Annotated in this window: 26 protein-coding genes and 1 other annotated feature; of the genes, 8 read left to right on the top strand and 18 right to left on the bottom strand. The window is 47.1% G+C overall.

What is annotated here, in order from left to right:
* Positions 1-194 precede the first annotated feature (194 nt).
* Together HP548_RS29975 and HP548_RS29970 are read left to right on the top strand one after the other, a co-directional pair.
* A complete protein-coding gene (locus HP548_RS29975) occupies positions 195-779 on the top strand; it encodes a TetR/AcrR family transcriptional regulator (protein ID WP_175383703.1) in 585 nt (194 codons plus the stop codon).
* A gap of 215 nt (positions 780-994) precedes the next feature.
* Positions 995-1,612 carry a hypothetical protein gene (locus HP548_RS29970; protein ID WP_217504863.1) on the top strand — a complete coding sequence of 206 codons (618 nt, stop codon included), beginning with the start codon at positions 995-997 and terminating at the stop codon, positions 1,610-1,612.
* Positions 1,613-1,818: 206 nt separating this feature from the next.
* On the opposite strand, the gene HP548_RS29965 is transcribed toward HP548_RS29970, so the two are convergent.
* The 8 genes from HP548_RS29965 to HP548_RS29930 all read right to left on the bottom strand — a co-directional run bounded on the left by HP548_RS29965 (position 1,819) and on the right by HP548_RS29930 (position 7,603).
* On the bottom strand, positions 1,819-2,055 hold the full coding sequence (locus tag HP548_RS29965; protein WP_076291532.1) for a hypothetical protein: 237 nt from the start codon (positions 2,053-2,055) through the stop codon (positions 1,819-1,821).
* A gap of 119 nt (positions 2,056-2,174) precedes the next feature.
* Positions 2,175-3,806, bottom strand: coding sequence for a chaperonin GroEL (gene groL / locus HP548_RS29960; protein ID WP_063564477.1), 1,632 nt, complete (start codon positions 3,804-3,806; stop codon positions 2,175-2,177).
* A gap of 73 nt (positions 3,807-3,879) precedes the next feature.
* Positions 3,880-4,161 (bottom strand): co-chaperone GroES, encoded by a 282-nt coding sequence (groES, locus tag HP548_RS29955; protein WP_024630746.1) that lies wholly within the window; start codon positions 4,159-4,161, stop codon positions 3,880-3,882.
* A 449-nt stretch (positions 4,162-4,610) separates the two neighbouring features.
* On the bottom strand, positions 4,611-5,393 hold the full coding sequence (gene tatC, locus HP548_RS29950; RefSeq protein ID WP_063564478.1) for a twin-arginine translocase subunit TatC: 783 nt from the start codon (positions 5,391-5,393) through the stop codon (positions 4,611-4,613).
* 78 nt (positions 5,394-5,471) lie between these two features.
* Complete coding sequence (gene tatA / locus HP548_RS29945) at positions 5,472-5,720, bottom strand: twin-arginine translocase TatA/TatE family subunit (protein WP_076291530.1); 249 nt, start codon at positions 5,718-5,720, stop codon at positions 5,472-5,474.
* 202 nt (positions 5,721-5,922) lie between these two features.
* Positions 5,923-6,408, bottom strand: a complete 486-nt coding sequence (locus HP548_RS29940; RefSeq protein ID WP_024630749.1) for a MogA/MoaB family molybdenum cofactor biosynthesis protein — start codon at positions 6,406-6,408, stop codon at positions 5,923-5,925.
* A 37-nt stretch (positions 6,409-6,445) separates the two neighbouring features.
* Positions 6,446-6,949, bottom strand: a complete 504-nt coding sequence (gene moaC / locus HP548_RS29935; RefSeq protein WP_281364935.1) for a cyclic pyranopterin monophosphate synthase MoaC — start codon at positions 6,947-6,949, stop codon at positions 6,446-6,448.
* Between the two features lie 15 nt (positions 6,950-6,964).
* Complete coding sequence (locus HP548_RS29930) at positions 6,965-7,603, bottom strand: 5-formyltetrahydrofolate cyclo-ligase (RefSeq protein WP_175383701.1); 639 nt, start codon at positions 7,601-7,603, stop codon at positions 6,965-6,967.
* 278 nt (positions 7,604-7,881) lie between these two features.
* On the opposite strand from HP548_RS29930, the gene HP548_RS29925 reads away from it, so the two are divergent.
* Positions 7,882-9,840: an ABC-F family ATP-binding cassette domain-containing protein gene (locus HP548_RS29925; protein ID WP_175384018.1), complete on the top strand. Its 1,959-nt coding sequence runs from the start codon at positions 7,882-7,884 to the stop codon at positions 9,838-9,840.
* Positions 9,841-10,409: 569 nt separating this feature from the next.
* Here HP548_RS29925 and HP548_RS29920 read toward each other — a convergent pair.
* The 8 genes from HP548_RS29920 to HP548_RS29890 form a co-directional block, all read right to left on the bottom strand.
* The gene (locus HP548_RS29920; RefSeq protein ID WP_076291526.1) at positions 10,410-11,966 is read right to left on the bottom strand and encodes a 2-isopropylmalate synthase; all 1,557 of its coding nucleotides are present in this window, start codon (positions 11,964-11,966) and stop codon (positions 10,410-10,412) included.
* A 217-nt stretch (positions 11,967-12,183) separates the two neighbouring features.
* Positions 12,184-12,527, bottom strand: a binding site (T-box leader).
* Positions 12,524-12,694, bottom strand: a complete 171-nt coding sequence (locus tag HP548_RS34240) for a hypothetical protein (protein WP_432206571.1) — start codon at positions 12,692-12,694, stop codon at positions 12,524-12,526. Its footprint overlaps the feature before it by 4 nt.
* A gap of 529 nt (positions 12,695-13,223) precedes the next feature.
* On the bottom strand, positions 13,224-14,279 hold the full coding sequence (gene tsaD / locus HP548_RS29915) for a tRNA (adenosine(37)-N6)-threonylcarbamoyltransferase complex transferase subunit TsaD (RefSeq protein ID WP_063564484.1): 1,056 nt from the start codon (positions 14,277-14,279) through the stop codon (positions 13,224-13,226).
* Entirely contained in the window at positions 14,276-14,797 is a 522-nt protein-coding gene (rimI, locus tag HP548_RS29910; protein WP_076291524.1) for a ribosomal protein S18-alanine N-acetyltransferase, read from the bottom strand. Before rimI ends, tsaD begins: the two co-directional genes overlap by 4 nt.
* 237 nt (positions 14,798-15,034) lie before the next feature.
* Positions 15,035-15,883: a tRNA (adenosine(37)-N6)-threonylcarbamoyltransferase complex dimerization subunit type 1 TsaB gene (gene tsaB, locus HP548_RS29905; protein WP_175383700.1), complete on the bottom strand. Its 849-nt coding sequence runs from the start codon at positions 15,881-15,883 to the stop codon at positions 15,035-15,037.
* A 2-nt stretch (positions 15,884-15,885) separates the two neighbouring features.
* On the bottom strand, positions 15,886-16,368 hold the full coding sequence (gene tsaE / locus HP548_RS29900) for a tRNA (adenosine(37)-N6)-threonylcarbamoyltransferase complex ATPase subunit type 1 TsaE (protein WP_175383699.1): 483 nt from the start codon (positions 16,366-16,368) through the stop codon (positions 15,886-15,888).
* A gap of 193 nt (positions 16,369-16,561) precedes the next feature.
* The gene (locus tag HP548_RS29895) at positions 16,562-16,738 is read right to left on the bottom strand and encodes an H-type small acid-soluble spore protein (RefSeq protein ID WP_053783520.1); all 177 of its coding nucleotides are present in this window, start codon (positions 16,736-16,738) and stop codon (positions 16,562-16,564) included.
* A gap of 5 nt (positions 16,739-16,743) precedes the next feature.
* A complete protein-coding gene (locus tag HP548_RS29890; RefSeq protein ID WP_063564487.1) occupies positions 16,744-17,040 on the bottom strand; it encodes a hypothetical protein in 297 nt (98 codons plus the stop codon).
* Between the two features lie 195 nt (positions 17,041-17,235).
* On the opposite strand from HP548_RS29890, the gene ku reads away from it, so the two are divergent.
* The 5 genes from ku to ligD all read left to right on the top strand — a co-directional run bounded on the left by ku (position 17,236) and on the right by ligD (position 22,648).
* Positions 17,236-18,147 (top strand): non-homologous end joining protein Ku, encoded by a 912-nt coding sequence (gene ku, locus HP548_RS29885; protein ID WP_076291521.1) that lies wholly within the window; start codon positions 17,236-17,238, stop codon positions 18,145-18,147.
* 305 nt (positions 18,148-18,452) lie between these two features.
* The gene (locus HP548_RS29880) at positions 18,453-19,322 is read left to right on the top strand and encodes a VOC family protein (RefSeq protein WP_175383698.1); all 870 of its coding nucleotides are present in this window, start codon (positions 18,453-18,455) and stop codon (positions 19,320-19,322) included.
* Between the two features lie 219 nt (positions 19,323-19,541).
* Complete coding sequence (locus tag HP548_RS29875) at positions 19,542-20,639, top strand: GerAB/ArcD/ProY family transporter (RefSeq protein WP_175383697.1); 1,098 nt, start codon at positions 19,542-19,544, stop codon at positions 20,637-20,639.
* Positions 20,640-20,711: 72 nt separating this feature from the next.
* Entirely contained in the window at positions 20,712-21,677 is a 966-nt protein-coding gene (locus HP548_RS29870; RefSeq protein WP_175383696.1) for an ATP-dependent DNA ligase, read from the top strand.
* Between the two features lie 80 nt (positions 21,678-21,757).
* Positions 21,758-22,648 carry a non-homologous end-joining DNA ligase gene (gene ligD / locus HP548_RS29865; RefSeq protein WP_076291517.1) on the top strand — a complete coding sequence of 297 codons (891 nt, stop codon included), beginning with the start codon at positions 21,758-21,760 and terminating at the stop codon, positions 22,646-22,648.
* A gap of 59 nt (positions 22,649-22,707) precedes the next feature.
* Here ligD and HP548_RS29860 read toward each other — a convergent pair whose 3' ends face one another.
* Both HP548_RS29860 and cls read right to left on the bottom strand, forming a co-directional pair.
* Positions 22,708-23,616 (bottom strand): YitT family protein, encoded by a 909-nt coding sequence (locus HP548_RS29860; RefSeq protein WP_072734452.1) that lies wholly within the window; start codon positions 23,614-23,616, stop codon positions 22,708-22,710.
* Between the two features lie 346 nt (positions 23,617-23,962).
* Positions 23,963-25,402: a cardiolipin synthase gene (gene cls, locus HP548_RS29855; protein ID WP_175383695.1), complete on the bottom strand. Its 1,440-nt coding sequence runs from the start codon at positions 25,400-25,402 to the stop codon at positions 23,963-23,965.
* Positions 25,403-25,755 lie beyond the last annotated feature (353 nt).

The following is a 25,755-nucleotide window of genomic DNA, read 5'->3' as shown; positions in this document are numbered from 1 at the left end:
ATTTTATTTGCATAAAATCTATATCATATTTCTTAAATACATCATCAAAAAGACGTTCGTTTGACAAATAATTGAGAGTTATATAGTATATATCATACTGATGAGTAATAAATATAATTAGCAAATCAAGATCTACATGATCCAATACAAAATATCTATACTTTAGAAAATATAAGTAACAAGGAGCATTTATTATGGCGAGAACTCGCGAATTTGACGAAGAGAAAGTACTGGATGCAGCGATGCAGCTTTTTTGGGAAAAAGGATATGAGGCCACTTCATTAAGCGATTTGACTTTGAGAATGGGCATCCAAAGGCCCAGTATATACTCCACTTTTGGAGATAAAAGAGAATTATTCGAAACTTCGCTACGGAAGTACACGATGGCTCGTGCCGCAGAGATGCGAACCAGACTGGCGGGTATTTCATCGGTAAAAGAGGCCTTTCGTACTTTTTTTGCAGAAATCGTGGATGAAGAATACAACGCAGAGCGACTCAGTCGCGGATGCTTTTGCATCAATACGATGGTTGAGCTTGCACCCCATGATGAGAAATTTGAAATTCTCACCCGGGAACATCAGATGTACCTGTCGGTCATCTTTCAGGAAAATATTGAGCGGGGAATGCGATCAGGTGAACTTAACCCTTCCCTGGACGCCAAGGCTGTCGCCCAAGCACTTATCGTATCGCTAATTGGACTGACCGTTTTTATGAAATCCCGTCCCAATCGTTCATTTATAGATAACTCGATTCGAGTCACACTTTCCTTGCTGAATTAAATCCAAGCGATGATAAGAAAAAAATAGCATTGCTGGCTAAAACGCCGACAGTGCTTTTTTGAGGTGACGAGCGAAATAACGATGTATTATGAGGTGAGAATTTGCAATATCTGTTTACAATACTATTCATCCTTAGTTTTATAGCCTTCTTCGTATTTCTTGTTTTGATGATCTTATCCATGAGGAAACATAACCGGATACCGATAAGGCATGTTATGCTAACGGCGGCATGTTTTGCAATTGCTTCGATCGGAATGTATGGCATATTGGCTTTACCTTCAAATCCTCCGCAATCATCTGGAACAGATCAGACGGAGAAACACGAATCAGGCGCTGATACAACAGAGGTAGATCACGCACCTCTAACCCAAACGAATGCCTCTAGCTTCTATATGACAGCAGAGGAATTCAAAAACAAGTTTAATGCCGCCGTGGGCAAATACCGACTGAACGGTTTGAGTATTACCCGCTTGAATATGAAAGCCTCTTCAGAGCAGGATACTGGTGCTTTCGAGTATGTATTTAATGATGATTTACGATTGGTTGGTAAATTAAATTCGAATCAAAAAGTAAAAGAAGTCAGGTTATACGGGACTGGTGATGTCAGCGAACCAACGGGTGGAATCCTGTTGACTGCTATCGCTACTCTTATTCTGACAACCAATAATGAATACACATATAATGATGCGCAAGAGGTGATTCAGGATATCGGCATATTGGATCGCGATGTAAGTCAGAGTGAATTTGATGGAGCGACTGTTCGAAATGGATTTGAATATCACTTCAGCATTCAAGACAATGTTTCTATTTTTGGAATAACAACTGTTGAGTGAGTTGCAAATGTGCAAACCAGTCGTTTAGATAGGAACGACTCAACATTCCTTCTCCCTTCTGCAAACTTCGTTAGCCTTTCCTTCATATCCACTCCTGTATCTGAATAAAGAAAGGCTCCCAAGTGGGAGCCTTTAAACTATTGATGGACAAAAGTTGTAAACATGTCCGTTAACAACAAAGCTATGTATGGCAGGTTCATTGATTACTACCTCGTGTATCGATCGATGTCATCGATCGCAGACTGGTGCTCTCTTCTATGATGATCTTCATGTTGTCGAACGTCGTTCTTTAACTTGGCTAAGAATCCCCACCCCATAAATACAAGTAAAAGCACGGTAATCAGTGCATAAGCGAAGCTATATAGATTCATATAGAAGTTGATGAAAATTGCAGCGAGCATCAAGCCTAGAATCCATAATGTCCACTTTGTACTCTTTCTCAAATGATTTCCTCCCCCCAGTTATTAAAACATAAATTCAAAGCACCCTATCTAATTAATGAAAAAAGGCTCCCTTTCGGGAGCCTTTCATCTATCGGCATTAAAAGGTTTTTACACCTTTATTACATCATGCCGCCCATTCCACCCATACCGCCCATGTCAGGAACGCCAGCAGCGCCTGCAGGTTCTGGTTTGTCAGCGATAACCGCTTCAGTAGTCAGGAACATTGCCGCTACGGAAGCAGCGTTTTGCAATGCATAACGTGTTACTTTCGCAGGGTCAACGATACCCGCTTCGATCATGTTAACCCACTCGCCAGTCGCAGCGTTGAAGCCTACGCCAGTTTGTTCTTTTTTCAGACGTTCCACGATTACGGAACCTTCTTCGCCAGCGTTAGCTGCGATAGTACGGATTGGTGCTTCCAAAGCGCGCAGGACGATGTTTACGCCTGTTTGCTCGTCACCGGACAGGGCTACGCCTGCAACCGCGTTGTATACGTTCATGAGCGCTGTACCACCACCGGATACGATACCTTCTTCAACCGCAGCGCGAGTTGCGTTCAGGGCATCTTCGATGCGCAGTTTGCGTTCTTTCAATTCTGTTTCAGTAGCCGCACCGACTTTGATTACTGCTACACCGCCGGACAATTTAGCCAGACGCTCTTGCAGTTTCTCTTTGTCGAACTCGGAAGTTGTTTCTTCCAGTTGTGTACGGATTTGGCTTACACGTGCATCGATATCGGATTTGTTACCAGCACCGTCAACGATGATTGTGTTTTCTTTCGTTACACGGATTTGACGAGCTGTACCCAGTTGTTCCACAACAGCGGATTTCAGGTCCAGACCCAGTTCTTCCGTGATCAATTGGCCACCAGTGAGGGCAGCGATATCTTGCAGCATTGCTTTACGACGGTCACCAAAGCCAGGAGCTTTAACAGCTACAGCGTTGAATGTACCACGCAATTTGTTCACAACCAGCATCGCCAGTGCTTCGCCTTCGATATCTTCAGCGATCAATACAAGCGGTTTGCCTTGTTGAACGATTTTTTCAAGCAATGGCAGGATTTCTTGCGTGTTGGAGATTTTTTTGTCTGTGATCAGGATGTACGGGTTGTCCAAAACTGCTTCCATTTTGTCCGTATCCGTGATCATGTATGGAGAGATGTAACCGCGGTCGAATTGCATACCTTCAACCACTTCCAACTCTGTAGCGAATCCACGGGATTCTTCAACCGTGATAACACCGTCTTTACCCACTTTTTCCATAGCTTCAGCGATCAGTTCGCCTACTTCTTCGTCAGCTGCAGAGATCGCTGCAACTTGTGCGATGGATTGTTTGGTTTCAACTGGTTTGGAGATGGATTGCAGTTCAGCTACAGCAGCTTTAACCGCTTTGTCGATCCCTTTACGGATACCGATTGGGCTAGCGCCTGCAGTTACGTTTTTCAAACCTTCTGTGATCAGCGCTTGAGCCAATACAGTTGCAGTTGTTGTACCGTCACCGGCAACATCATTTGTTTTGGTTGCTACTTCTTTAACCAGTTGTGCACCCATGTTCTCGAATGCATCTTCCAGTTCGATTTCTTTAGCAATCGTTACACCGTCATTCGTGATGAGCGGGCTTCCGAATTTTTTCTCCAGAACCACGTTACGGCCTTTAGGACCGAGTGTTACTTTAACTGCATTAGCCAATGCGTCCACACCACGAAGCATGGAACGACGAGCGTCTTCACTGAATTTAATGTCTTTAGCCATGGTAAGAAAACCTCCCTAGTATATTGTGTAAAATGATGTTGCTATATGGTTCGGTTAACCGATTAAATTTGAATTAGTCGAGAATCGCGTGAATATCGCTTTCTTTCATAATCAAATATTCTTTACCTTCGAACTTGATTTCTGTACCGGCATATTTGGAGAAAATAACGCGATCTCCTTCTTTCACTTCCAGAGCTACACGTACTCCGTCTTTCAATACTCCAGCGCCAACAGCAATAATTTTACCCTCTTGCGGTTTTTCTTTAGCGGAGTCCGGCAGTACGATCCCGAAAGAAGTTGTTTGCTCTTGCTCCAGTGGTTCTACCAATACGCGTTCACCTAAAGGTCTGATCATGAAAAATAGCCTCCTTTTGAAATTATATAACGTTACATTGTAGGTTGTAGCCATATGTATTAGCACTCGACAGTGTTCAGTGCTAACAACCAACTTTATGATACTTCAACTTGAAGCATGATTTCAAGTCCTTTTCATGAATTCCTGCGAGATTTTACGTTGTATTTACATGAACCCGGCCAAAAAACTCCCGATTGGCCTGCGTAAATGCCATAATACCTTATTACTTATTCCACAGAATCCGTAAGTCCTCCTGCATCGTTCTCAGTCAGCCCTTTTCCATTGTATCCATTGTTGAACATAATATGCCTGCTTGTCCCGTCCATCAGAATATATAACTGTAAAAAGTTTGTCGCCCTTCATATCCCGGGTAAGAACTGACCGCCTTATCCCGGGACGAGCACCATGCAAAATTATTACGATTACAACATCCTATGGAATCTCTCTTGTTATACTGCGCTCTGCTTATCCTCGGCACGGATGTAACGGGACTCAGCCTCTGCATCAGCTGCAAGCTGTTTACGATACACAAAGCCAGACAGAAACACACTAATCTCATATAACAGTAACAACGGAATCATCACTAGAAAATCGGAAATAAAGTCAGGTGGTGTGACCACAACTGCAATGAAAATCAGGACAAAATAAGCGACTCTGCGCATTTTGCGAAGCCGGATCGGATTCAATATCCGCAGCCCTGTCAGGAACATAATAATTAACGGAAGTTCGAACAAAAGGGACACCGGCAGTACAATACCAAACAAAAAACTGAAATACTGCTTCATTCCGTAAGTCTCGACAAGCCCCATTTTTTCCGTAATCGATGAAGTAAAAGAAAGTGCCATCGGGAAAACAACGTAGTACGAGAAAGCTAACCCGATCAGAAATAACAGAAATACATAAGGTACATACTTCAACGTGGCTTTTCGCTCACGCGGGCGCAGACCTGGACTGACAAACTTCCAGAGCTGAAACACCGTAAACGGCAGCGTAATGACCAGCGAGAATAGTCCGGCAATCTTCATGTAGATGCCAATCCCGTCCCAGAACGAGAATGCATGCAGCACAAACCCCTGAGCAGTCTCTGCCTTCGTCAGATATTGATACACTGGATCCGCCACCAGAAAGCCTGCCACCAGTCCCAAAATAAAAATACTCAACACATAAATCAACCGCTTGCGCAGCTCACTCAAATGTTCTGTAAGCGTCATTTCTTCCTTCTGCTGCGTCATGCCTGCCCCCCATTGTTGCCAGCTTAAAATACAAAACCCTTCCGGCAGGAAGGGATTTCTCTTTCATTGCCGTCAAAGTTATTCCGGCAGGCGTTTATCCTCAGGCTTGTCTGTAGATGCAGTCTCAGATGCCAGTGGCTTCGCCTTTTCCTGCTCCTTGCGACTGGATGAATCATCATCCGAAATAATCTCACGTGCGCCTTCTTTGAATTCACGGAAAGTGCGTCCGACTGCCCGCCCCAATTCCGGAAGCTTGTTAGGTCCAAACAAAAGCAACGCGATAACGGCCAGCAAAATAAAACCTGTTGGTCCAATGGAACTTAACATTGATATTATTCCTCCTCGTTTCAAGCTTCAAAGATGCACACGCTTGGCCATAGGCTCATAGATGTCTTTGCTTCATTTTGAATTATGTCAATCATACCATAGATGTAACCACTTACATAACCCACATTATTCACAAAAGAGACCTCGACATCCAATCATTTCTCCCTGCTTGATTTCACACCCGCTACTATATGATTCACTCTTATTGCTTGAACTGACCCGTAACCATCAGCAGCGCTTCCGGAAGCTGATCCATAATGGCCGCCAAATGCTCATGCACACCCTTCGGTGTACCTGGCAGGTTGACAATCAATGTACGTCCGCGAATGCCGCATACGCCGCGGAACAGCATGGCAGAACGATTCTTGCCCATGACACTGTATCTCATGGCTTCAGCCATGCCTGGAACTTCCCGTTCAATAACCCGCCTTGTCGCTTCTGGAGTAATATCACGAATCGCAAGCTCCGTTCCCCCAGTGGTCAATACCAAATCAGCGTGAAAATAATCTGTCATTTCAATCAAAGCCGCAATAATCTCATCGGGTTCATCCGGAACGATGCGGTACTCCACGATTTCCCCACCCAGTTCTTCTTCCACAAGTTCCCGGATCACTTGGGCACTCGTATCCTCACGTTCCCCGCGGGCCCCTTTGTCGCTGGCTGTCAGGATTGCTGTTCTCCACACCATAAAGATCACCCTTCTCCTCTATGAAAATAAATGTCCCTTATCGGCTGAAATCGCCGTTTTTGCCACCACTTTTGGAATTAAGCATGGTTGGACCGATAATCATATCTTTTTGCATGGCTTTACACATGTCATAGATCGTCAGTGCCGCAGCCGACGCCGCCGTGAGCGCCTCCATCTCGACACCTGTCTTCCCTTCGGTTTTGACCGTAACTTCAATCTGCAATTCATCGACACCGTTATCATGAAAACGAATATCCACACCCGTCAATGCCAATGGATGGCACATCGGAATCCAGTCCGACGTTTTCTTGGCGCCCTGAATACCCGCAATTTGGGCCACAGCCAGAACGTCACCTTTACCGATGCGGCCCTCCCGAATCGCTTCAAGCGTAGTCGGATTCATCGTCACTTTGGATACCGCAACAGCTGTACGCACGGTACTTTCCTTACCCGAAATATCAACCATCCGAGCTCGTCCCTGTTCATTAAAATGAGTCAGTTTACTGCCGGAAGCCTGGTCGTTATTCGTTTCTGAATTCAATCACATCACAACCCTTTATACGATATGTAATATACCTTCGGTTGTTATCAACAGATCAATCCGCAGATCAAGCGGGTCCATCGGAATTTCATCTTGAAGCTGGCCTGGCAATACCAATGCAGCCATCAGTGGTCTTTTGTCCGTCATTGCACATTTCACTGCAAGTGTCTCGGCAAAACGATCATAATAACCGCCGCCATAACCAATGCGCCCTCCTTGAAGGTCATATCCTAGCCCAGGTACGATGACAAGATCGATATCCGGCCAGCTATGAGGTTGCAGCACTTCACAGGAATTCTTGGGTTCAGGTATCCCCCATATTCCTGGCTGAATATCCTGTTCACCCATGACACGCCGCAACTCCATACGAGCCGGATTGGCCAGCACTTTCGGTGCGATCATCCGATCTCCATGCTTCCAGCCTTCTTCAAATAAAAAGGCCGTAGATGCTTCGCTTCCATAAGACAAATAGCTGAAAATCATAAGCCGCTTGTTCCCCAGCTTCCATTTGTCCCGTCTAAGGCGCTCCAGCTCCCGCTTCGTCACATCATTGATCTCAGTCATCGCCTGCTGACGCATGCTTTCATCCATCAGATCCCGGCTCTGTCTCAGCTTGGAACGAAGACGGATTTTCTGTTCCGTATGATCCTGCATGTCCTTGAATAACCTCCTGTTGATCGGGAAGGTAAACTAGCTCTCAATTAAAACCATTTATATGTTATGCACCAGTTGTCATCGTGTTGGAATCGTTAAAATGATTCATTTTCTGCAAAATCCTCATGTATTAACATGCCTTCTTTCAGTTTATCATTGATTGACCAAAAAGACTACACGCCCCAGGCACTCCAAATCGGTGCAATTGCTCTGTATTTCATGTAAACTGGGATATAGTTGTCATATCAAGAACTGGACCTATGGAGGAACTTAATTTTATGCTGCTGCAAGTATCCGGAATTATCAAACGTTTTGGTGTCGATCCAATCCTGGACGGCGTGAACTTACAAATATTAGAACGCGAGCGCATCGGCCTCGTTGGTGTTAACGGCGCAGGAAAATCCACTTTGCTCAAAATTGTAGCAGGGGAAATGTCCTATGATGGCGGACAGATTTTCAAATCCAAGGAAACAACGCTTGGTTACCTCGCCCAGAACAGCGGACTGCAATCCGATCGCTCCATATGGGAAGAAATGATGAACGTATTCGCCCATCTGACCCAGGCTGAAGCGGATTTGCGCCAGATGGAACAGGATATTGCCGACCCCGCACAGATGGAAGACGAAAAAAAATACGCCGATCTGCTTGAACGTTATGCCAAACGCTCGGACTGGTTCAAGGATCATGGCGGTTATGAGATGGAAACCCGTATTCGCAGTGTACTTCACGGGATGGGCTTCGGTGAATTTTCACCAGATACTCAGATTGCCACACTGAGCGGCGGACAAAAGACACGTCTTGCGCTTGCTCGCATTTTGCTTCAGGCCCCTGACCTGCTCATGCTGGACGAGCCTACCAACTATCTCGACATCGCCACCCTCACGTGGTTGGAAGATTACCTCAGAGGTTATTCAGGCGCCTTGCTGGTTGTATCCCATGACCGGTATTTCCTTGACCGGCTTGTAACAACCATCGTGGAGATCGAACGACACCGCTCCAGAAAATATACGGGCAATTACAGCCGATACATGGAACTGAAAGCTGCCGAGTACGAAAGCCAGATGAAGCAATATGAGAAACAACAGGATGAAATCTCCAAAATGGAGGACTTTGTTCAGAAGAATATCGTACGTGCTTCAACGACCAAACGGGCACAGAGCCGCCGCAAGGCACTCGATAAGATGGAACGGCTCGACAAACCGATGGGAGATCTGAAGAAAGCTCATTTCTCTTTTGAAACGGCTGTCATGTCCGGTAAAGAAGTGCTCCGTGTGGATCAGCTTTCCGTTGCCTACGATGAGGCTTCGCCGTTGTTCCGCAATGTATCTTTTGATCTAAGACGCGGGGAAACGGTTGCTTTGATCGGTCCCAACGGTATAGGTAAATCCACCTTGCTGAAATGTCTCACCGGAAGTTTGCGTCCTGTAAGTGGTGATATCCAATGGGGAACCAAGGTGCAGATTGGCTATTATGATCAGGAGCAGACGGGACTTAATCCTTCCAATACGGTATTGGAAGAGCTGTGGAGTGCCTATCCAGGCATGGAGGAAGCACGGATTCGTACGGTGCTAGGCAACTTCCTGTTCAGTGGAGATGATGTACTCAAAAAAATCTCATCGCTCAGCGGTGGTGAAAAAGCACGTGTCTCCCTCTCCAAGCTCATGCTCAAGGAAGCCAATATGCTCATTCTGGATGAGCCTACGAACCATCTCGACCTGTTCGCCAAAGAAGTACTTGAAGCAGCACTGATGGACTATGAAGGCACGTTGCTGTTCATCTCGCATGACCGGTATTTCCTCAATAAAATGGCTGAACGCATTGTTGAACTGCATCCGGGTGGAACAGAACATTACCTGGGCAATTATGATGACTATGTGGAGAAGAAACAGGAGCTTGAAGATATCGCGCGCGAAGCGGCTGAAGCACGCCTTGCCTCTTCCAAAAACTCGGCTAAATCTGATCCAGCCCTATCCTCAACCGAAAAATCCGGAGCCGCCTCATTCGAAGCGGACAAGCAGGCCAAACGCGAAGAACGTAACCGCCAGCGCAAGCAGGAAGCTCTGGAACAACAGATTGCGAAGCTGGAAACGGAGATTACGGAGCTTGAGGCTCAGATGGCCCTGCCTGAAATATATCAGGACTACATGAAGCTGCAAGAACTCCAGGAGAAAGCAGAGGATCACAAACTTCAACTGGCCAAGGCTTATGAAGAGTGGGAAGAATTAGCTATGGAATAAAATTGGACCATTCCAGTGCATTTCCTGCTGCCATGCGGCGTGGAACATTTAACAATACTTAAAAGCTGATTCCTTGACGGAATCAGCTTTTTTGTTAATGATAAACCGTAGAGTTTTGACAAGGGTGTTTGCATAATTGTCAAATTCACTCGAATCATGGAAATTATTTTTCTGTTGATTACCTTCCCCTTTATCCACAAGAAAGCAATATAGCAAGCAACTTAATCAACTTAATTATACGGCGGTAGAATAGCTTTTTTTGCACAAAAACCATATTTATCCACCAAGTTATCCACTTTATCCACAACTTTGTGGATATAACAGGGGACTTCTATCCCCTAAAGACATTTATTTTCGAAAACATTACTGGTTTGGGTTTGCTAGAGTTACCCACAAATTATCCTGAATATGTGGATAACTATAATCACATCTTGACAAACCTATCCTGGCCCTCATATTTTATCCCCTATAAAAGGACAAAAGCAGACCTCTGTATTTAAGGTCTGCCTCTGGTTTGCTTTTGAATACAAAGCACAAAGTTATGTGGTGTGATATGTGGAAGTGTAATATTACGCGTGCACTGATTCATCACTTTCAGTAGACTCCGCCTTCAGTCCGGCCGCATTGCATGCTGCTACATAAGCCAGACCTGCTGCCATGACAATATCATTGTGCGTGGCAGTTCCTCTGAATTCACGTCCAGCACGCTCCACGGTAACCGCAGCTTCTGCACTCGCAGCCTCTCCTCCGCTCAGTGCGTGCATTTCCATATCGACAAACGTAATGTCGTCCGAGATACTTTGACCAATCGCTCGAATCGTTGCATCTACCGGACCACCGCCAACCGCAGAATAGGATTGCTCCCCTGCGCTCGTGCGAATGCGAACTGCTGCCATTCGATCCGTCATGCTGCCCGCCGTAACCTGCAATTCAACCAGCTCATAATCCTGCGCAGGAATATTCATGGTCTGACTTACCATCTGCAATAACTGGTCATCACTGACCACTTTCTGTTGATCGGCAGTTTCTTTAAATATCTCATACAGCTGTTCCATTTGCTGCTCATCGGGTTCAAAGCCATATTTGCGAACCCGATCTTTCAAAGCGTGACGCCCGGAATGTTTACCCAGAATAATCATACTGCGTGGAATGCCCAGCGCTTCCGGGTCCATAATCTCATACGTACTCCGATTCTTGAGCAGACCATCCTGGTGAATACCAGACTCATGCTGGAAGGCATTGCGCCCTACTACAGGTTTGTTGTAGGCAATTGGGAAATGCATCGCACGACTAATCTGACGGGATGTCTCATACATCTGGTTCAGTTTGATATTTGTCGTTGCGCCAATAACGTCTCCCCGCGTCTCCAGAGCCATAATCAGCTCCTCCAATGCACAGTTACCCGTCCGTTCTCCCACACCGTTGATGGTTACTTCGATCTGGGAAGCACCGTTGGCAATCGCAGCCAGACTGTTGGCAACCGCGAGACCCAAATCATTATGACAGTGTGCGCTGTATCGAACCTTATCTCCACCTCTTGCGCCCTCACGTACCTGACGGAACATCTCTCCATATTCATGCGGCAGTGCGTACCCGACCGTATCTGGCAAATTGATAATACTTGCTCCGGCTTCAATGGCTACTTCAACCATTTCGATCAGATCATCCATCTTCGTACGAGCCGCATCCATGGCAGTGAATTCCACAATATCCGTGAACTGACGAGCATAGGAGACCATCTCCCGGGCGGTAGCTACGACTTCACTGCGCGGACGGCGCAATTGATGCTCTATATGGATGTCCGAAGAGGAGATAAACAGATGAATACGACGGCGTGCTGCGTCAGCCGTTGCTCGAACGGCTGCATCAATATCCCCTTTGACCGCACGCGCGAATCCGCAAATCTCCACGTTTTGCAGTTGTCTGGAAATCGCCTGAACCGCAGCGAACTCACCTGGACTTGAGATCGGGAATCCAGGCTCGATGACGTCAATGCCCAGAGAAGCCAACTGATGTGCCAGTTCAATTTTTTGTTCAGGCTGCAGACTCGCTCCCGGTGCTTGTTCTCCATCGCGCAGTGTTGTATCAAAAATCTCAATCATGCGTTTGTTATTGTTCGTTGTCATATTCATCAACCTCCATCAAATTTGAATGTATATTGGTTATTTTGGGGATGTGAACGAGATGTTCATTTCCCGTTTTCTATGTTTATTCATTTTGGATTCCATGCCGATGTGCACGTCGACTTGCACGCCGGACATATTTCTTTGTCTAAACCATAATTATTGATTCCCATCGCCCACCCTGCTGCCGGCAGCAAACACAAATAACCCGCCATCTCATCTAAGAGACGGCGGGTTATTATCCCTCCGCGGTACCACTCTTGCTTGATGGTCCAGGCTTGCGCCAGGCACCATCCACCTCGTCGTCTCCAGCCAAGATCCATTGCAGCTACGTACGCAACAATAACAATCGATCCAGCCGGAGAAACACCCTATAACGGAGGTTAACCGTTGCTGTGTACCACAATGCCCTGTTGGTTATAGGACAAGGGATGAGACATAGTCTCATCTGTTTCCACAGCTCCGTTCCCGGGCGAGATTCGAACGATTCCAGCCACTGCGTCGCACCACCCCGCAGCTCTCTGTGCGCTTTATCGTTTTACTGCTCCCGTTCATTACATTTATGATATGTGACCATGAATTTCATCACCATTTTGAAAATCAAAAAAGCCTGCCATCTCCTGCAATAATGCAAGAGACGACAGGCTGTTCACCTTCGCGGTACCACTCTTGTTGACTTTCATTTCCTTCGAGCTGATCCTGTATGCGTCCATACCATTATCATTGCCCAAAGTGACAAAAGCCCCCTCAGTTATTGTTGATCTTCTACCGATATGTCATCCGGATTCCATCAACAACGGCCCATTCACGGAGGCAACCCGTAACCATGTACTTTGGGCCATCATCGGCCTTCGGCTTCTCCCAGGGAGTTACCGTGTTCCATCGTTCCGCTTCCAGGTGAGTTTCAGGTTTCCTTCGACTGCGTTGCACCACCCCGCAGCTCTCTATGACCGGGAAATACCCTACTGTTCCTGTTCATTGCGTTTCAGTTCAGGAATCTATATAAGTCAACAAATGAATATTTACACTGGCGCTCCGATGACAGAACAACCTTCCGATCGCTGTTATCCCCAGATTTCTTTGATTCCCTTCTCTAAGAGGGAAAATCCGGTGATAAAGGCGAACGCTTCGCTTCTTCAGGTTATTTCTGTCCTCTCCGCTATCGTGTAAATGTTTAGTTGAACATATCGTATTCCTGTTTTAATTTGTAATTAATATACAGTCTTCACTTGAGACTGTCAAGTATATACATGAATCATTCTAGAGCGATTGAACAGACCATGCTTCAAGTGAAAGTCCAGGATCAGCTTTGGCATCGAATTCCGAGATTTCTCCCCGCTGCCACTTCAAATACGCGGCAGCTCCAATCATCGCTGCATTGTCGGTGCAATACTCCATCGGCGGGATCAGCAATTCGAGCCCTTCCTTCGCACAACGTTCCTGCAAAGCTGAACGCAATCCCCGGTTTGCCGCGACGCCACCGCATAACAGCAATTGACGTGATCCGTACTCACGGACAGCCCTTACTGCTTTTTCTACCAGCACTTCGACGACAGCTTCCTGGAATCCCCGTGCCACAGCAGATGGTTCAAGCGTTTCTCCGCGCATTTTGGCTTGATTCAAAACATTCAGTACAGCAGACTTCAGACCGCTAAGGCTGAAATCATAGGAATCGGCTTCCAGCCAGACACGAGGCAAAGGTACCGCCTGCTCTGCTTCAGCAGCCATCCGGTCCACATGTGGTCCTCCCGGATAGGGACAACCCAGTGCACGCGCCACTTTGTCATAAGCCTCGCCTACAGCATCGTCACGCGTACGTCCGATCAGTTTGAACTTTCCTTCGGATTCCATATGCACAAGCTCGGTATGACCACCTGAGACCACCAGTGCCATTGCTGGATATTGCAGCTCATGGGTAAGTCTGTTGGCATAGATATGTCCCGCGATATGATGTGTGCCAATGAGCGGTTTGCCAAGTGCCATGGCCATAGTTTTCGCTGCCACGATGCCGACCAGCAATGCACCAACCAGTCCAGGTCCTTGTGTCACGGCGATCGCACTCAGATCACGCGGACGGATGCCGGATTGCTCAATAGCCTGTTCCAACATCAATGTAATGACTTCCACGTGTTTACGCGAAGCGACTTCAGGCACAACCCCACCAAATGCCTTATGAGTCTCGATCTGACTGGAGATCAGATTGGACAGCACTTCCCGTCCATCCTTGACTACCGCTACGGATGTTTCATCACAGCTTGTCTCCACTGCCAATATATAAGATGGTGCTGAACTTACCTTTTCATTGAAATCCTTCATGAATCCGTTACGCTTCCTTCCTCTTCGCCGCTCCGGCTCGCAGGCGGCAAATTCGCCCACATAATCATCGCATCTTCCCCATTGTCGGAGTAATACCCTTTACGAAGACCAGCCGATTCAAACCCTTTTTTCTGATACAAGCTCTGGGCAATCCGATTCGAAACCCTGACTTCCAGCGTCATTCGTTCCATCCCGAGATAAGCCGCCGTTTTCATCAATTCGTCCAGTAGCTTCTCACCGAGCTTGCGCCCACGATAAGCTTCCCGGACTGCAATATTGGTAATGTGGGCTTCATCCATAATTGTCCACATACCGGCATAGCCGATCGCCGTACCTTCCAATTCCATGACCATATATTTAGCAAAATGATTGTGTGTCAATTCATTTTGAAATGCTTCTTCCGTCCAGGGCAGGGTGAAGGCTTCATGTTCAATAATCATTACATCGGGAATATCACCCAGAGTCATGAACCTGAACTGAAGCGCTGCTTCCTGCGCGTCATTCTCCACGTTGTCCATCTGCTTCCCCTCCCTTTTAGTGCGTGTTCAAAAAGACCGGTTTTCAGTACCGAGAAGATGGGATAAAGCTAGAAATGGAGTAGCGGAGCGTAGGGAAACTACGTGAGCAACTTCAATGTTTCCCAAGGAAACATTCTTCGTAAGCATCCGCTTATTTCGGCCGAATTCCATATTCGATGCTGATGATGCCACTAGGCATCCTTCGTAATCAAAAGCGGACTTTTTGAACAACCTCTTTTAGCCTTTGCGTAGCAGGTTGGCTTCCGCTTCAGCCAGCTGGGTGTAGTTGGGCACGAGCGCATGCACGTCATCTCGCTGACCTGCAAGCAGCGCCTCGGCGCCTAAGCGCCCAATCCAGCGGCCCTCCAGCTCATAGGGTACGAGCTGGAGCGCCGTTCCTGCGGGGCAGCGAAGCTCAGCCGCTGTCGCAGCATGCGGGCCCGTCTCGCCGACAATCCAGACGGCAGCGGGCCGCTCTTCCGGCGCCGCTTCCGCCATGCGGGCGGCGAGGGCTTCCAGCCATCCGTCTACCATACGGATGGCATCTGGCGCCAGCCGCCGGGGCGCAGCGCTCCCGGCGGAGGCAAACAGCGCGGTATAGGCTTGGCCGCGCCGTGCATCCACGAGCGGAACGATCCAGTGGACAGGGGCGGCACCGGTGCCGCCCTGGTCCGCGGATAGCGTTCCGCCAGCCCCTGCGGCGGCATCCTCCGCCGCAGCTTCGGCCTTGGCGGCGAGGCCGCTGTGCCAGCCGCCCCAGGCTAGGGCCTGAAGGCTGGACACCCCGACAACGGGGATGTCCCACGCCCAGGCTAGCGTCTTCGCCGCGGTCACCGCAATGCGGATGCCCGTGTACGAGCCCGGGCCAATGCCGACGGCAATGCCGTCCAGCTGTCCCGGTTGCGTTCTGCTGGCTTCCAGCAGCTGCTCCATTACAGGCACGACGTGTACCGAATGGTTGCGTTCTGCCCGTTCATTGCGTTCTTCCAGAAGGGCGTGGCCTTCCATCACTGAGGCTGCCATCACCGCAGTCGAGGTATCCAACGCCAAAAACCGCTGGCGCGGCTGTTTTTGTAAATCTTCCATCATCATTTGACTCCATTCTGTCTGAACTGTCGGCACATGGCAGCATAAGTCTCGCCATACCCATCCAGCGTAATCGTTCGATCCTCCGGGCCCGTCGTCTCGATCTGCACATGCAGGTGTTCCTGTGGCAGTAATTCGGGAATGATGCTGGACCATTCCACCAGACTAACTCCGGTTCCATAGAAATACTCATCCAGTCCAAGCTCGTCCGCTTCTTCCAGTGATATGCGATACACATCCATGTGATACAAGGGCAGGCGCCCTTCGTATTCCTTGATCAATGTAAACGTGGGGCTGTTAACCACATCACGTACACCCAAATGCCACGCAAACTTTTGTGAAAATGCCGTTTTGCCCGCGCCCAGATCACCGTCTAGTGCAATCACCATGCCGGCGGTTGCCTGTTCAGCGAGTGCGGACGCGAGTACTTCTGTATCTGCAATGCCTTGGGAGTGATACACCCACTGCTCATGCGTCTGATTCAATATACGCCCCACCTTTGGCGGTCAAGCCGCCTGAGTTCACTTTGAACTTTATTATATCGGTCCCATTCTCACCCCGCAACATCGAAGGATCAGAAGCAGAACGGAAGATAGGCCACCATTCACACGAATGACAAATAAACCGGCACCTGACGGCACCGGCCTTTCCTAGACATCCTTTACCAGATGTTCTCTTTTACTCTTCCAAACGGTCTACACGTACCGTCTGGGTATTCCCCGGTCTGCTGCCTACCTGCACCGTTGCCATGCCATTGGCTTCATCCACATTTTCGATCCAAACCGGATCTCCTTCCAATGTAACAGCAATCGTGTCTTTGGAATCATAAATGGCTTTCGCCCGTTTCACATCCATCATTGTTATTCATACTCCCCTTCCGGATCATCATGCGATTCCCGCACCATGCTATCTGTTGTACTCTCACCAATATATCCGTTATCTTCTGTAACTTGTCCACCGCCCAGACCTTCATTCACCATCCGGTCAATGTCCAGCATAAACGACTCCCTGTCAAGCGGCAGCTCTTCTGACGTGATAGCCTCCCAGTTAACCGCTGTTGCAGGTGTATGAAAACCTTCAGACCCTTCCGACTCGGCACGAGGATACGGAGAGAACGTATGGGCGTGAGCTTCAGCTTCGTCTCGTTTGTTCTTCATAGGGGTACCTCCTGACGTGATAGTTAATAACTAACATCATCCTCTTTCAAAACAACGCTATAAGCGAAGATCTTCAAGGATGTTTCTGTTATCATCCCCCACTCTTTCTGAAGCATACCGATCCGGGAAAATAGGGTTATCCCGCCCGTGAAATGCCCATACTATACCTAAAATGTTCTCGGAAAGGAGCCGTTCATGCATACAGTCTGGAAAGGTGCCATTAGCTTTGGTCTGGTTCATGTTCCTGTCAAAATGTTTTCGGCTACCGAAGACAAAGACATCTCCATGCGTTACATTCACAAAGTCTGCGGCAGTCCACTTGCTTATGTACGTAAATGTCCTTCCTGTGAAGTTGAGGTTCAATGGGAAGAGATCACCAAAGGATATGAATATGAGAAAGGCAAATTCGTCTTGTTCGAAAAGGACGAGCTTGAAGCGTTAAATGATTCCAGCAGCAAAACCATTACCATTCTGGATTTTGTGGATTTAACGGAGATCGATCCGATTTATTTTCAAAAAACGTATTACCTCTCTCCCGATCAAGCGGGAGGAAACGCCTACCAGCTATTAATGACAGCCATGCGGGATACAGGAAAGATTGGCATCGCCAAGATATCCATTCGCTCCAAAAGTAGTTTGGCCGCCATTCGTGTGCTGGACGATTGCCTCTCCATGGAAACCATTTTCTATCCAGACGAGATTCGTCCCGTCTCTCAGGTTCCCAACCTGCCCGAGGTTCTAAACGTAAACGAGAAGGAATTGACGATGGCCAAATTACTGATCGATCAGTTATCTACTCCTTTTGAACCTGGTAAATATACGGACGACTACCGCGCCAAACTGCTGGATCTGATCAATCACAAAGTAGCCGGTGAAGAAATCAAAATTGCCCCTGCTAAACCAGAAGCGAATGTCATGGATCTCATGGCAGCACTGCAAGCAAGTATTGAAGCTGTGAAGCCCATTCCAACCGATCCCGGAACCACCACAGCCAAACCTAAGAAACGTGCTCCCAAGAAAACTTCAGTCCAAGCAGCAGCTGGAGGAGAAACAGAGACTCCTGCTCCTGCCAAAAGAAAGAAGGCTGCTCCTAAACCCAAGGCGTAAACAGCAAACAGCACAGGATTCACTTGTCACTAACATCAACATTGGAGATCCGGCCATGCAGCCGGATTTTTGTTTTGTACTCCATAATTGAAGTAATACTCAACCAAGAATGAATATACCAAAATCGAAAATACAATTGACGAAAGTTGATTTATATTTTATATTAACTTATGAAAAGTAACTTATTTATAAATGTACAGTTAGGCCTCATAACTATATGAACTATGACATTACAATAGCCCTATTCCATTGCCAATAAGTGAACCGCAACAATTCAACTAAACTTTATACAGGAGGAATTCCTTATGACTTCTACTTATCAAATCCCTGCTACAACCCATCTGGGTGAAGTAAGTCTGCGAATCAGCAATTTGGATCGATCCATTCAATTTTATACCGAAGTGGTCGGACTGAAACTGCTTGAACGCAGCGACAAAGTCGCTACCCTGACAGCCGATGGAAAGCAGTCTCTTCTGCGCCTTGAGCAGTTGACCGATGCAGTAACGATGCCTGTTCGCTCCACTTCAGGTCTGTATCACTTCGCCATCCTGCTGCCTGACCGCAAATCGCTGGGCCTTGCTCTTCGTAATCTGGCTGAATTCGGCATCGAAATTGGTCAAGGTGATCATCTGGTCAGTGAAGCATTCTACATTTCCGATCCAGATCAGAACGGTATCGAAATCTATGCAGACCGTGCCCGCGACACCTGGAAGCGAGATTCAGAAAATAACTACATTATGTCAAGTGATCCTGTTGATGTAGACAGCCTGTTTGCTCTCGCCGCGAACGAACCTTGGCAGGGATTACCTGCCGGAACGGTCATTGGTCATGTTCACTTCCATGTACGCAGTCTGGAAGAGTCACGCCGTTTCTACACAGGAGTACTTGGATTCGATATCGTTGGTAACTTCGCCAACATGTCCGCCCTGTTTGTATCGGCTGGCGGTTATCACCATCACATCGGACTGAACATTTGGGCTGGTACAGGCGCCCCTGTAAATCCGGCCAATGCGACAGGCATTGACTACTTCACCATCATTTATGACGGAAAAGAACAATTGGAACAAGCTCTAGAACAACTACGTCAATCCAACACATCGATTGAACAGCAAGGTAAGGACTGGTTTACTATAGACCCACAGAATATTCGTATTCGCTTAACTTCAACGAATTAAGACGGGGAATCTGTGACGTAAACGTTGTGCCTTAAGTTGATTACAATCTGATTAGCCCGGACATCAATTTCCTCGCTCTAACCATGGGGAAATCCGTTGTCCGGGCTTTTTTGCCTACTTTTTCATGCAGATCTATTCCTTTACCCATTTCCTAATAAAATTGGTGCAATTGGCGTATCCTAACCAAATATCTAGATCGACATGCGAAGGAGAACCCACATGATTGAAAAGGGGCGTTTAACTGTAAGACAACTGGGCTCACTGATGTTCTTATGCACGATTGGTGAACAGATTATCGTCTTCCCCTCAATGGTTACCTCATATGCGCATCAGGATGCATGGATATCCGCATTAATGGGGGTTGCCGGGGGAGCAGGGGTACTGTCCATCATGCTCGTTGTATACAAACTTCAGCCCCGCATGAATCTGATCCAACATGCATTGTATACGCTTGGCCCCTGGATTGGGGCGTTCATCAGCTGTTTTTATCTATTCTATTTTCTAATGGGTACATCTGCATTCATAAGAGAAATTGGGGATTTCATGACGACCCAGATCCTGCCTGAATCTCCCCTCTTCATTGTGAGTTTGCTTTTTGTTTGTACTCTTGCCTGGGGACTCTTTTCTGGTCTGGAACCCATAGGCAGAAGTGCCGAGGTACTTCTGCCCTTGATCGTGCTGTTCCTGCTCATTCTGACCGTCTGTCTATTCCCGCATTCGCATCTGGACAACATCAAGCCCGTTCTTGCAGAAGGCTTTCTGAATCCCTTTAAAGGCTTTGTCGCTGTGCTTACCTATCCTTATTGTGAATTGTGCATCTTTCTTATGCTCTTTCCTTATGCGAAAAAGGAAGCACATTGGGAAAAGGATATCCTTCTAGCAGCCATCATAGGGGGATTGATGCTTACCCTAACGCTAACCATCTGTCTGCTGGTCATGGGTCCATTTATGACGCAGCACCATTGGTTCGCAGCATTTAATCTATCGCTGAAGATCAATATAGGCAACTTTTTGCAGCGGATTGAGGCCTTTATGGCTTCCGTCTGGATAATTGCCGTCTTTTTCAAGAGCATTCTGTTCTTCTACAGCTTTGTAATCGGAATCACTCATCTCTTCAAACTGTCCAGCTATCGTCCACTCATTTTGCCTGGCGCCATGTTGATTCTGTCCATGTCCATTGTGCTAGCACCCAACGAAAATTTCTATCTCAAAGTTGTTATTCCGTATTGGATTGATTGGGATTTGACTTGTGGTATCGCGATTCCTTTACTGCTTATTATGGTACATAAGCTGAAAGAACGGCTGCGGAAGAGCTAGACCTACCTACACTACTCAACTTAGAGAATCAACCTTCAGGCAGATTTGAAAGAGGAAAGGAGTTTTAAGCACATGTTCAATCCCTTGGTTCCTTTTGAACCTATATCCCGAGATGTGATCCCTACCGGGCAAAATTGGATTGCCCAAATCAAATGGGATGGGGTCCGCATGCTTGCTTACGAGGACGGAGAGGGAATTCAGTTAATTAATCGCAGATTACACAACCGAACTGCACAATATCCTGAGCTGGCTCAGCCACGCAACCTATGCTCCGTCCCTTCTTATATTTTGGATGGAGAGATTATTGCCCTTGATCCAGATACAGGAAAACCGTCCTTCTATCACGTGCTGCGGCGAGATCGCATGAGCAGACCGGATGGCATTGCCCAAGCTGTAAACCGGATCCCGGTGACTTATATGGTATTTGATATTCTTTACTGCGATGGAGAATGGGTCACAGATCAGCCACTTGCAGATCGTCAGCGTCTGCTGCACCAAGTTCTGAATTCTGCTCCACATGTTCAAGAGGTGACTAACACGTCCGATCCCGACGCCCTGCTCACTGTGATGAGACAGCACCAGATGGAGGGAATTGTATGTAAAGACCTTGCTAGTACCTATGGAATCAACGGCAAAGATCAACGCTGGCAGAAGGTTAAGATTTTCCACGACCTATATGCCATGATTGGAGGGGTTACCTACCGAAGCGGCATCGTCAATGCAATTGCAGTCGGTGTATATGATGGGCCTAACTTTGTCTATATTGGTCATGTCGGCACTGGTAAATTGAACTCGGACTCCTGGCGTAAACTAACCGAAGAAGTACAACCTCTTATTCGTAAGGACAGACCTTTTCACAACATACCCGAGAGAAGCGCGGAGACGACATGGATTGAACCACATATCGGCGTCAAAGTGCAATTCATGGAACTCACCCACCATCTTACCCTACGTCACCCAAGCATCCAGGCTTTTGCTTTGGTAAAGCGAGATGAGTGTGCGATCAGCCAGATCAGTCATCTTATCCCTGAACGATAAACTACTTTCACCATACACCCGAAACATCAAAAAGGCTTACCATTTAAAATTATACTTGCTCACCAGAGGAGGTGATATTCATGGCCCATACAATAAAGGGCACCATAACGATTAATGGAATGGAACTTACCGTGACCAATCCGGATAAGTTGTTATGGCCCGAAGCGGGTGTAACCAAGGCTATCTATTTGCAAAAGTTGGCGGCACTGGCCCCCTATCTACTGACGTACACCCGAAATCGGTTGCTCACCACGATACGTTATCCACATGGTGCAGGTGGCGAGTTTTTCTATCAAAAAAACGCCCCGGAGCCCGTTCCGGAGTTTGTACGAACTGAGATGCATGATGGGATACGATATGTAGTGATGAATGACCTTCCTGATCTGTTATGGCTTGGCAATTTGGCCGCTCTTGAGTTTCACCCTTCCTTACATGCTGTAGGCAGCCATCTGCCTTGCGAGTGGATGATTGATCTCGATCCTTCGCAGGAAGAAGAACCTCGCATCATGCAAGCTGCTCTGATCGTGGGGGAAACGCTAACTTCGCTTGGCCTTAGATCGGTACCGAAAACCTCCGGTGCCACAGGTGTACAGATTATTGTTCCGATCCGCCAAGGTGTAACTTTCGATGAATTAAGAGACATCGGTTATTTTGTAGGCAAATACGTCACTCAAAAACATCCGGATCTATTTACACTGGAACGACTAAAAAAAGACCGGGGGGATCGCATTTATTTTGATTACCTCCAGCATTACGGTGGCAAAACGCTCGCAGCTCCCTACACTCCCCGCGCCAAACCAGGCGGTACAGTTTCTACTCCTCTCACATGGGATGAAGTTCGGAACAACGTTTCGGTTAAGGATTACCACTTGATGAACATCGTGGAACGCTTGACGGAGACTGGAGATCTGATCGCAGCTGTCGACCCCCAGCCTGTTGAACTGATTATCCAGCATTTAAAACAAAAATAGCCGGTTACCCTCAAACCAAGGGTACCGGCTATTTTTTCGTTTACTCGCGATGAGATTCGCTAATGTATACCTTTTTTCTTGAAACGTCCGCCCTTCACATCGTGAATGTTACCTATTGCCACAAAGGCATGTGGGTCCCAATCTTCAACAATGGACTTCAGCTTAGCTTCTTCCAAACGGGTAATAACCACAAAGATAATTTTCTTCTCGTCTCCACTGAAGCCGCCCTCTCCATCCAGAAAAGTGACGCCACGACCCAGACGGTCGGTTAAGGCTGAACCAATATCACGATACTTCTCACTGATAATCCATACCGATTTGGATTGATCCAAACCTTCATTCACAATATCAATCATCTTCATTGCAATATAATAAGCAATCATGGAGTACAGGGCGTTTGGCCAGCCAAACACAAAACCTGCACCTGCAAAAATAAATACGTTAATGAACAATACGATCTGACCTACAGACAATGGTGATTTCTCACTCAACAGTATGGCTACAATCTCCGTACCATCCAGTGAACCGCCAGAACGAATGACAAGACCAACTCCAACCCCCAAGATCAATCCACCAAATACAGCTCCAAGCAATGGTTCTCCTGGCGTCAGTGCAGGAACGCGGTGTAACAATGACGTTCCAATGGACATTACGACGATCCCGAGCAGTGTGGACAACGCAAACGTTTTACCAATCTGTTTATACCCCAGAATCAGGAAAGGCAAGTTAAGCAAGGTCAGGAAAATTCCGAGTGGCAGATGTGTAAGCTCTGACACCATAATCGAGATCCCTGTTATTCCCCCATCAATAACGCCATTCGGCACGAGAAATACTTCGAGTGACACAGCCATCAGTGCAGCACCGACCAGAATCATCACAATGCGCTGCAGAAGCTTCAGTGAAAACACCGAGCTCTTCACATTGCGGTCCGGCTTGGATGTTAGTTCTTTAACCGATACATTGGACATGGTATCCCCCCCGTTTTGATCAATATGTGAATCCATTTCATAAATCATTTAAGTACTCAGAGGAACCCTACATACAGAGGAACAACACCGTTCCAACGCTATATGCACCCCGTTATAAAAGCACCTAAAGGCTATATGAAATGTATTCAAGTATGTCTTAATTCCGGTTGACAATTCCAAAAGAGAGCAAAAGGGAGCCTGTTTTCCCGCAGACTCCCCTCCTTCGCCAAGACATAATTTATATAAACATTATATCATAAAAGATCAAATTTGAGCAAAATAGTTAGCAAAAAGAAGATAAATTCACAAAAAGTGAACTTATCTTGAGAAATCCGCCTTATAACGGCTAAAGCAGCGGAGAAAGCATGCGAGAAAGCATTTCTGCCCCTTTTTCCCACCGTGAGCGCTGCTGAAACACCTTCACGTCAATCTGGCTGCATTCATTCAGATCACGTTCAAAATCCTCAGTCAGCCGGTCCATAGATGATGTCTCGAACAACACGGCGGTTAACTCAAAATTGCAGAAAAAGCTGCGCATATCCATATTGGCTGTACCTACCGTTGCAAGCAAATCATCCACAATTAAGACCTTGGCATGCACAAAACCTTTGCGATATTGATAGAACTTCACTCCCGCACGCAACAATTCTTCGACATAGGACATAGAAGCCAAATGCACCAGCCGCGAATCCGATTGATACGGAATGATGATTTTCACATCCACCCCACTGACGGCAGCCGTCTTGATTGCTTCGTACAAAGCGGGGTCCGGAATGAAATAGGGTGTTGTGATGTATATGCGTTCACATGCCACGGAAATCGCCCCAAAGCACATTTCCTGAATGGCATCCCAGTCCTGATCCGGCCCGCTGGACAGAATCTGAATCCGCTCTTCCCCACTGCAAATATGTGGCGGGAACAGCTCTGTCAGCTGAGGCTCTGTAATCTGCTCGCCGGAAGCGAGCTTCCAATCGTTCAAGAACGTACTTTGCAGGAAATATACGGCATCTCCCTCAATCTGTACATGAGTATCACGCCAGAATCCAACCTCCGGATATTGCCCAAGATAATCATCACCTATATTAATCCCACCCACAAATCCAATCCTTCCATCCACCACAACAATTTTACGGTGATTCCGGTAATTCACTCTTCGGTCAATCGTAGCAATGAGCGGTGGCAGAAAATAATGAAACTCCACGCCTGCGTCCTGAAACTTGCGAATAAAGCTCCAGCTCATCTTGTGACTGCCAAGTCCATCGCAGATCAAACGTACTTTGACACCTTCCTTTGCCTTGCGAATCATCACATCCTGAAACTTTGTACTGATGACATCATCTCGAAATATATAAAATTCAACATGCAGATGGTGCTCTGCCTGTTCCATGGCCCTCAACATGGCTCCAAATGTCTCTTCACCATTCGTCAGTACCTGGCTCCGGTTGCAGCCTGTAATCGGGCTCTCAGACAGGTGTGTCAGCAGGTTAAACAAACGATGCTGATGATTGTATCGGCCGCCCGACATCTGATCCGCATGCTCGACAATATGAGCCTGCTCCCAGATCGTTTCCCGTATTTCACGAAAGATTCGCGAACCGCCTTTACGGACCTTCTTGCGTTTGCTGTAGTCCTGGGCGACAAAATAATACACAACAAAGCCGATCAAGGGTACACAGAATAAAATAAAAAGCCATGCCACAGCTTTCGCCGGATTACGGAATTCCAGCAACAGAATGGTGGCTGCCTGAAAAGTAAATACGAGCAATATAATGACCAGCCAAAACATTCGGCTTCCTCCTCATGGCAAGGTGTATCCTTGCCGTTCTCTCTCACTGTACAAGCTTTGACGATAAAGCCTTTAGCTAATCATTAGATACCCAATGTATGCACTGTTCGTAACGTTTGCTTAGATAAAATGTTACATACACAGCTGATTGTAGCGGCGCTCAGCCAGTTCATTCCATTCTTCGACGTTGGATATTCTGACTGTGTTCCCCTCTACATATGATTCATTCCAGTCTGTGGATCAGCATTCCATCGCCATTTCGATCATATGGCCTTCCAGACTCTTCCTCTTTTCTTGATCGGAAGGTGGTCTTCTTACGTAAAATTAGATATAATATTCGTTAAAAACTTATT

It is taken from the genome of Paenibacillus taichungensis (assembly GCF_013359905.1).
In the GTDB taxonomy this organism is placed as follows: domain Bacteria; phylum Bacillota; class Bacilli; order Paenibacillales; family Paenibacillaceae; genus Paenibacillus; species Paenibacillus taichungensis.
This window is presented reverse-complemented; position numbering and strand designations above follow the sequence as displayed.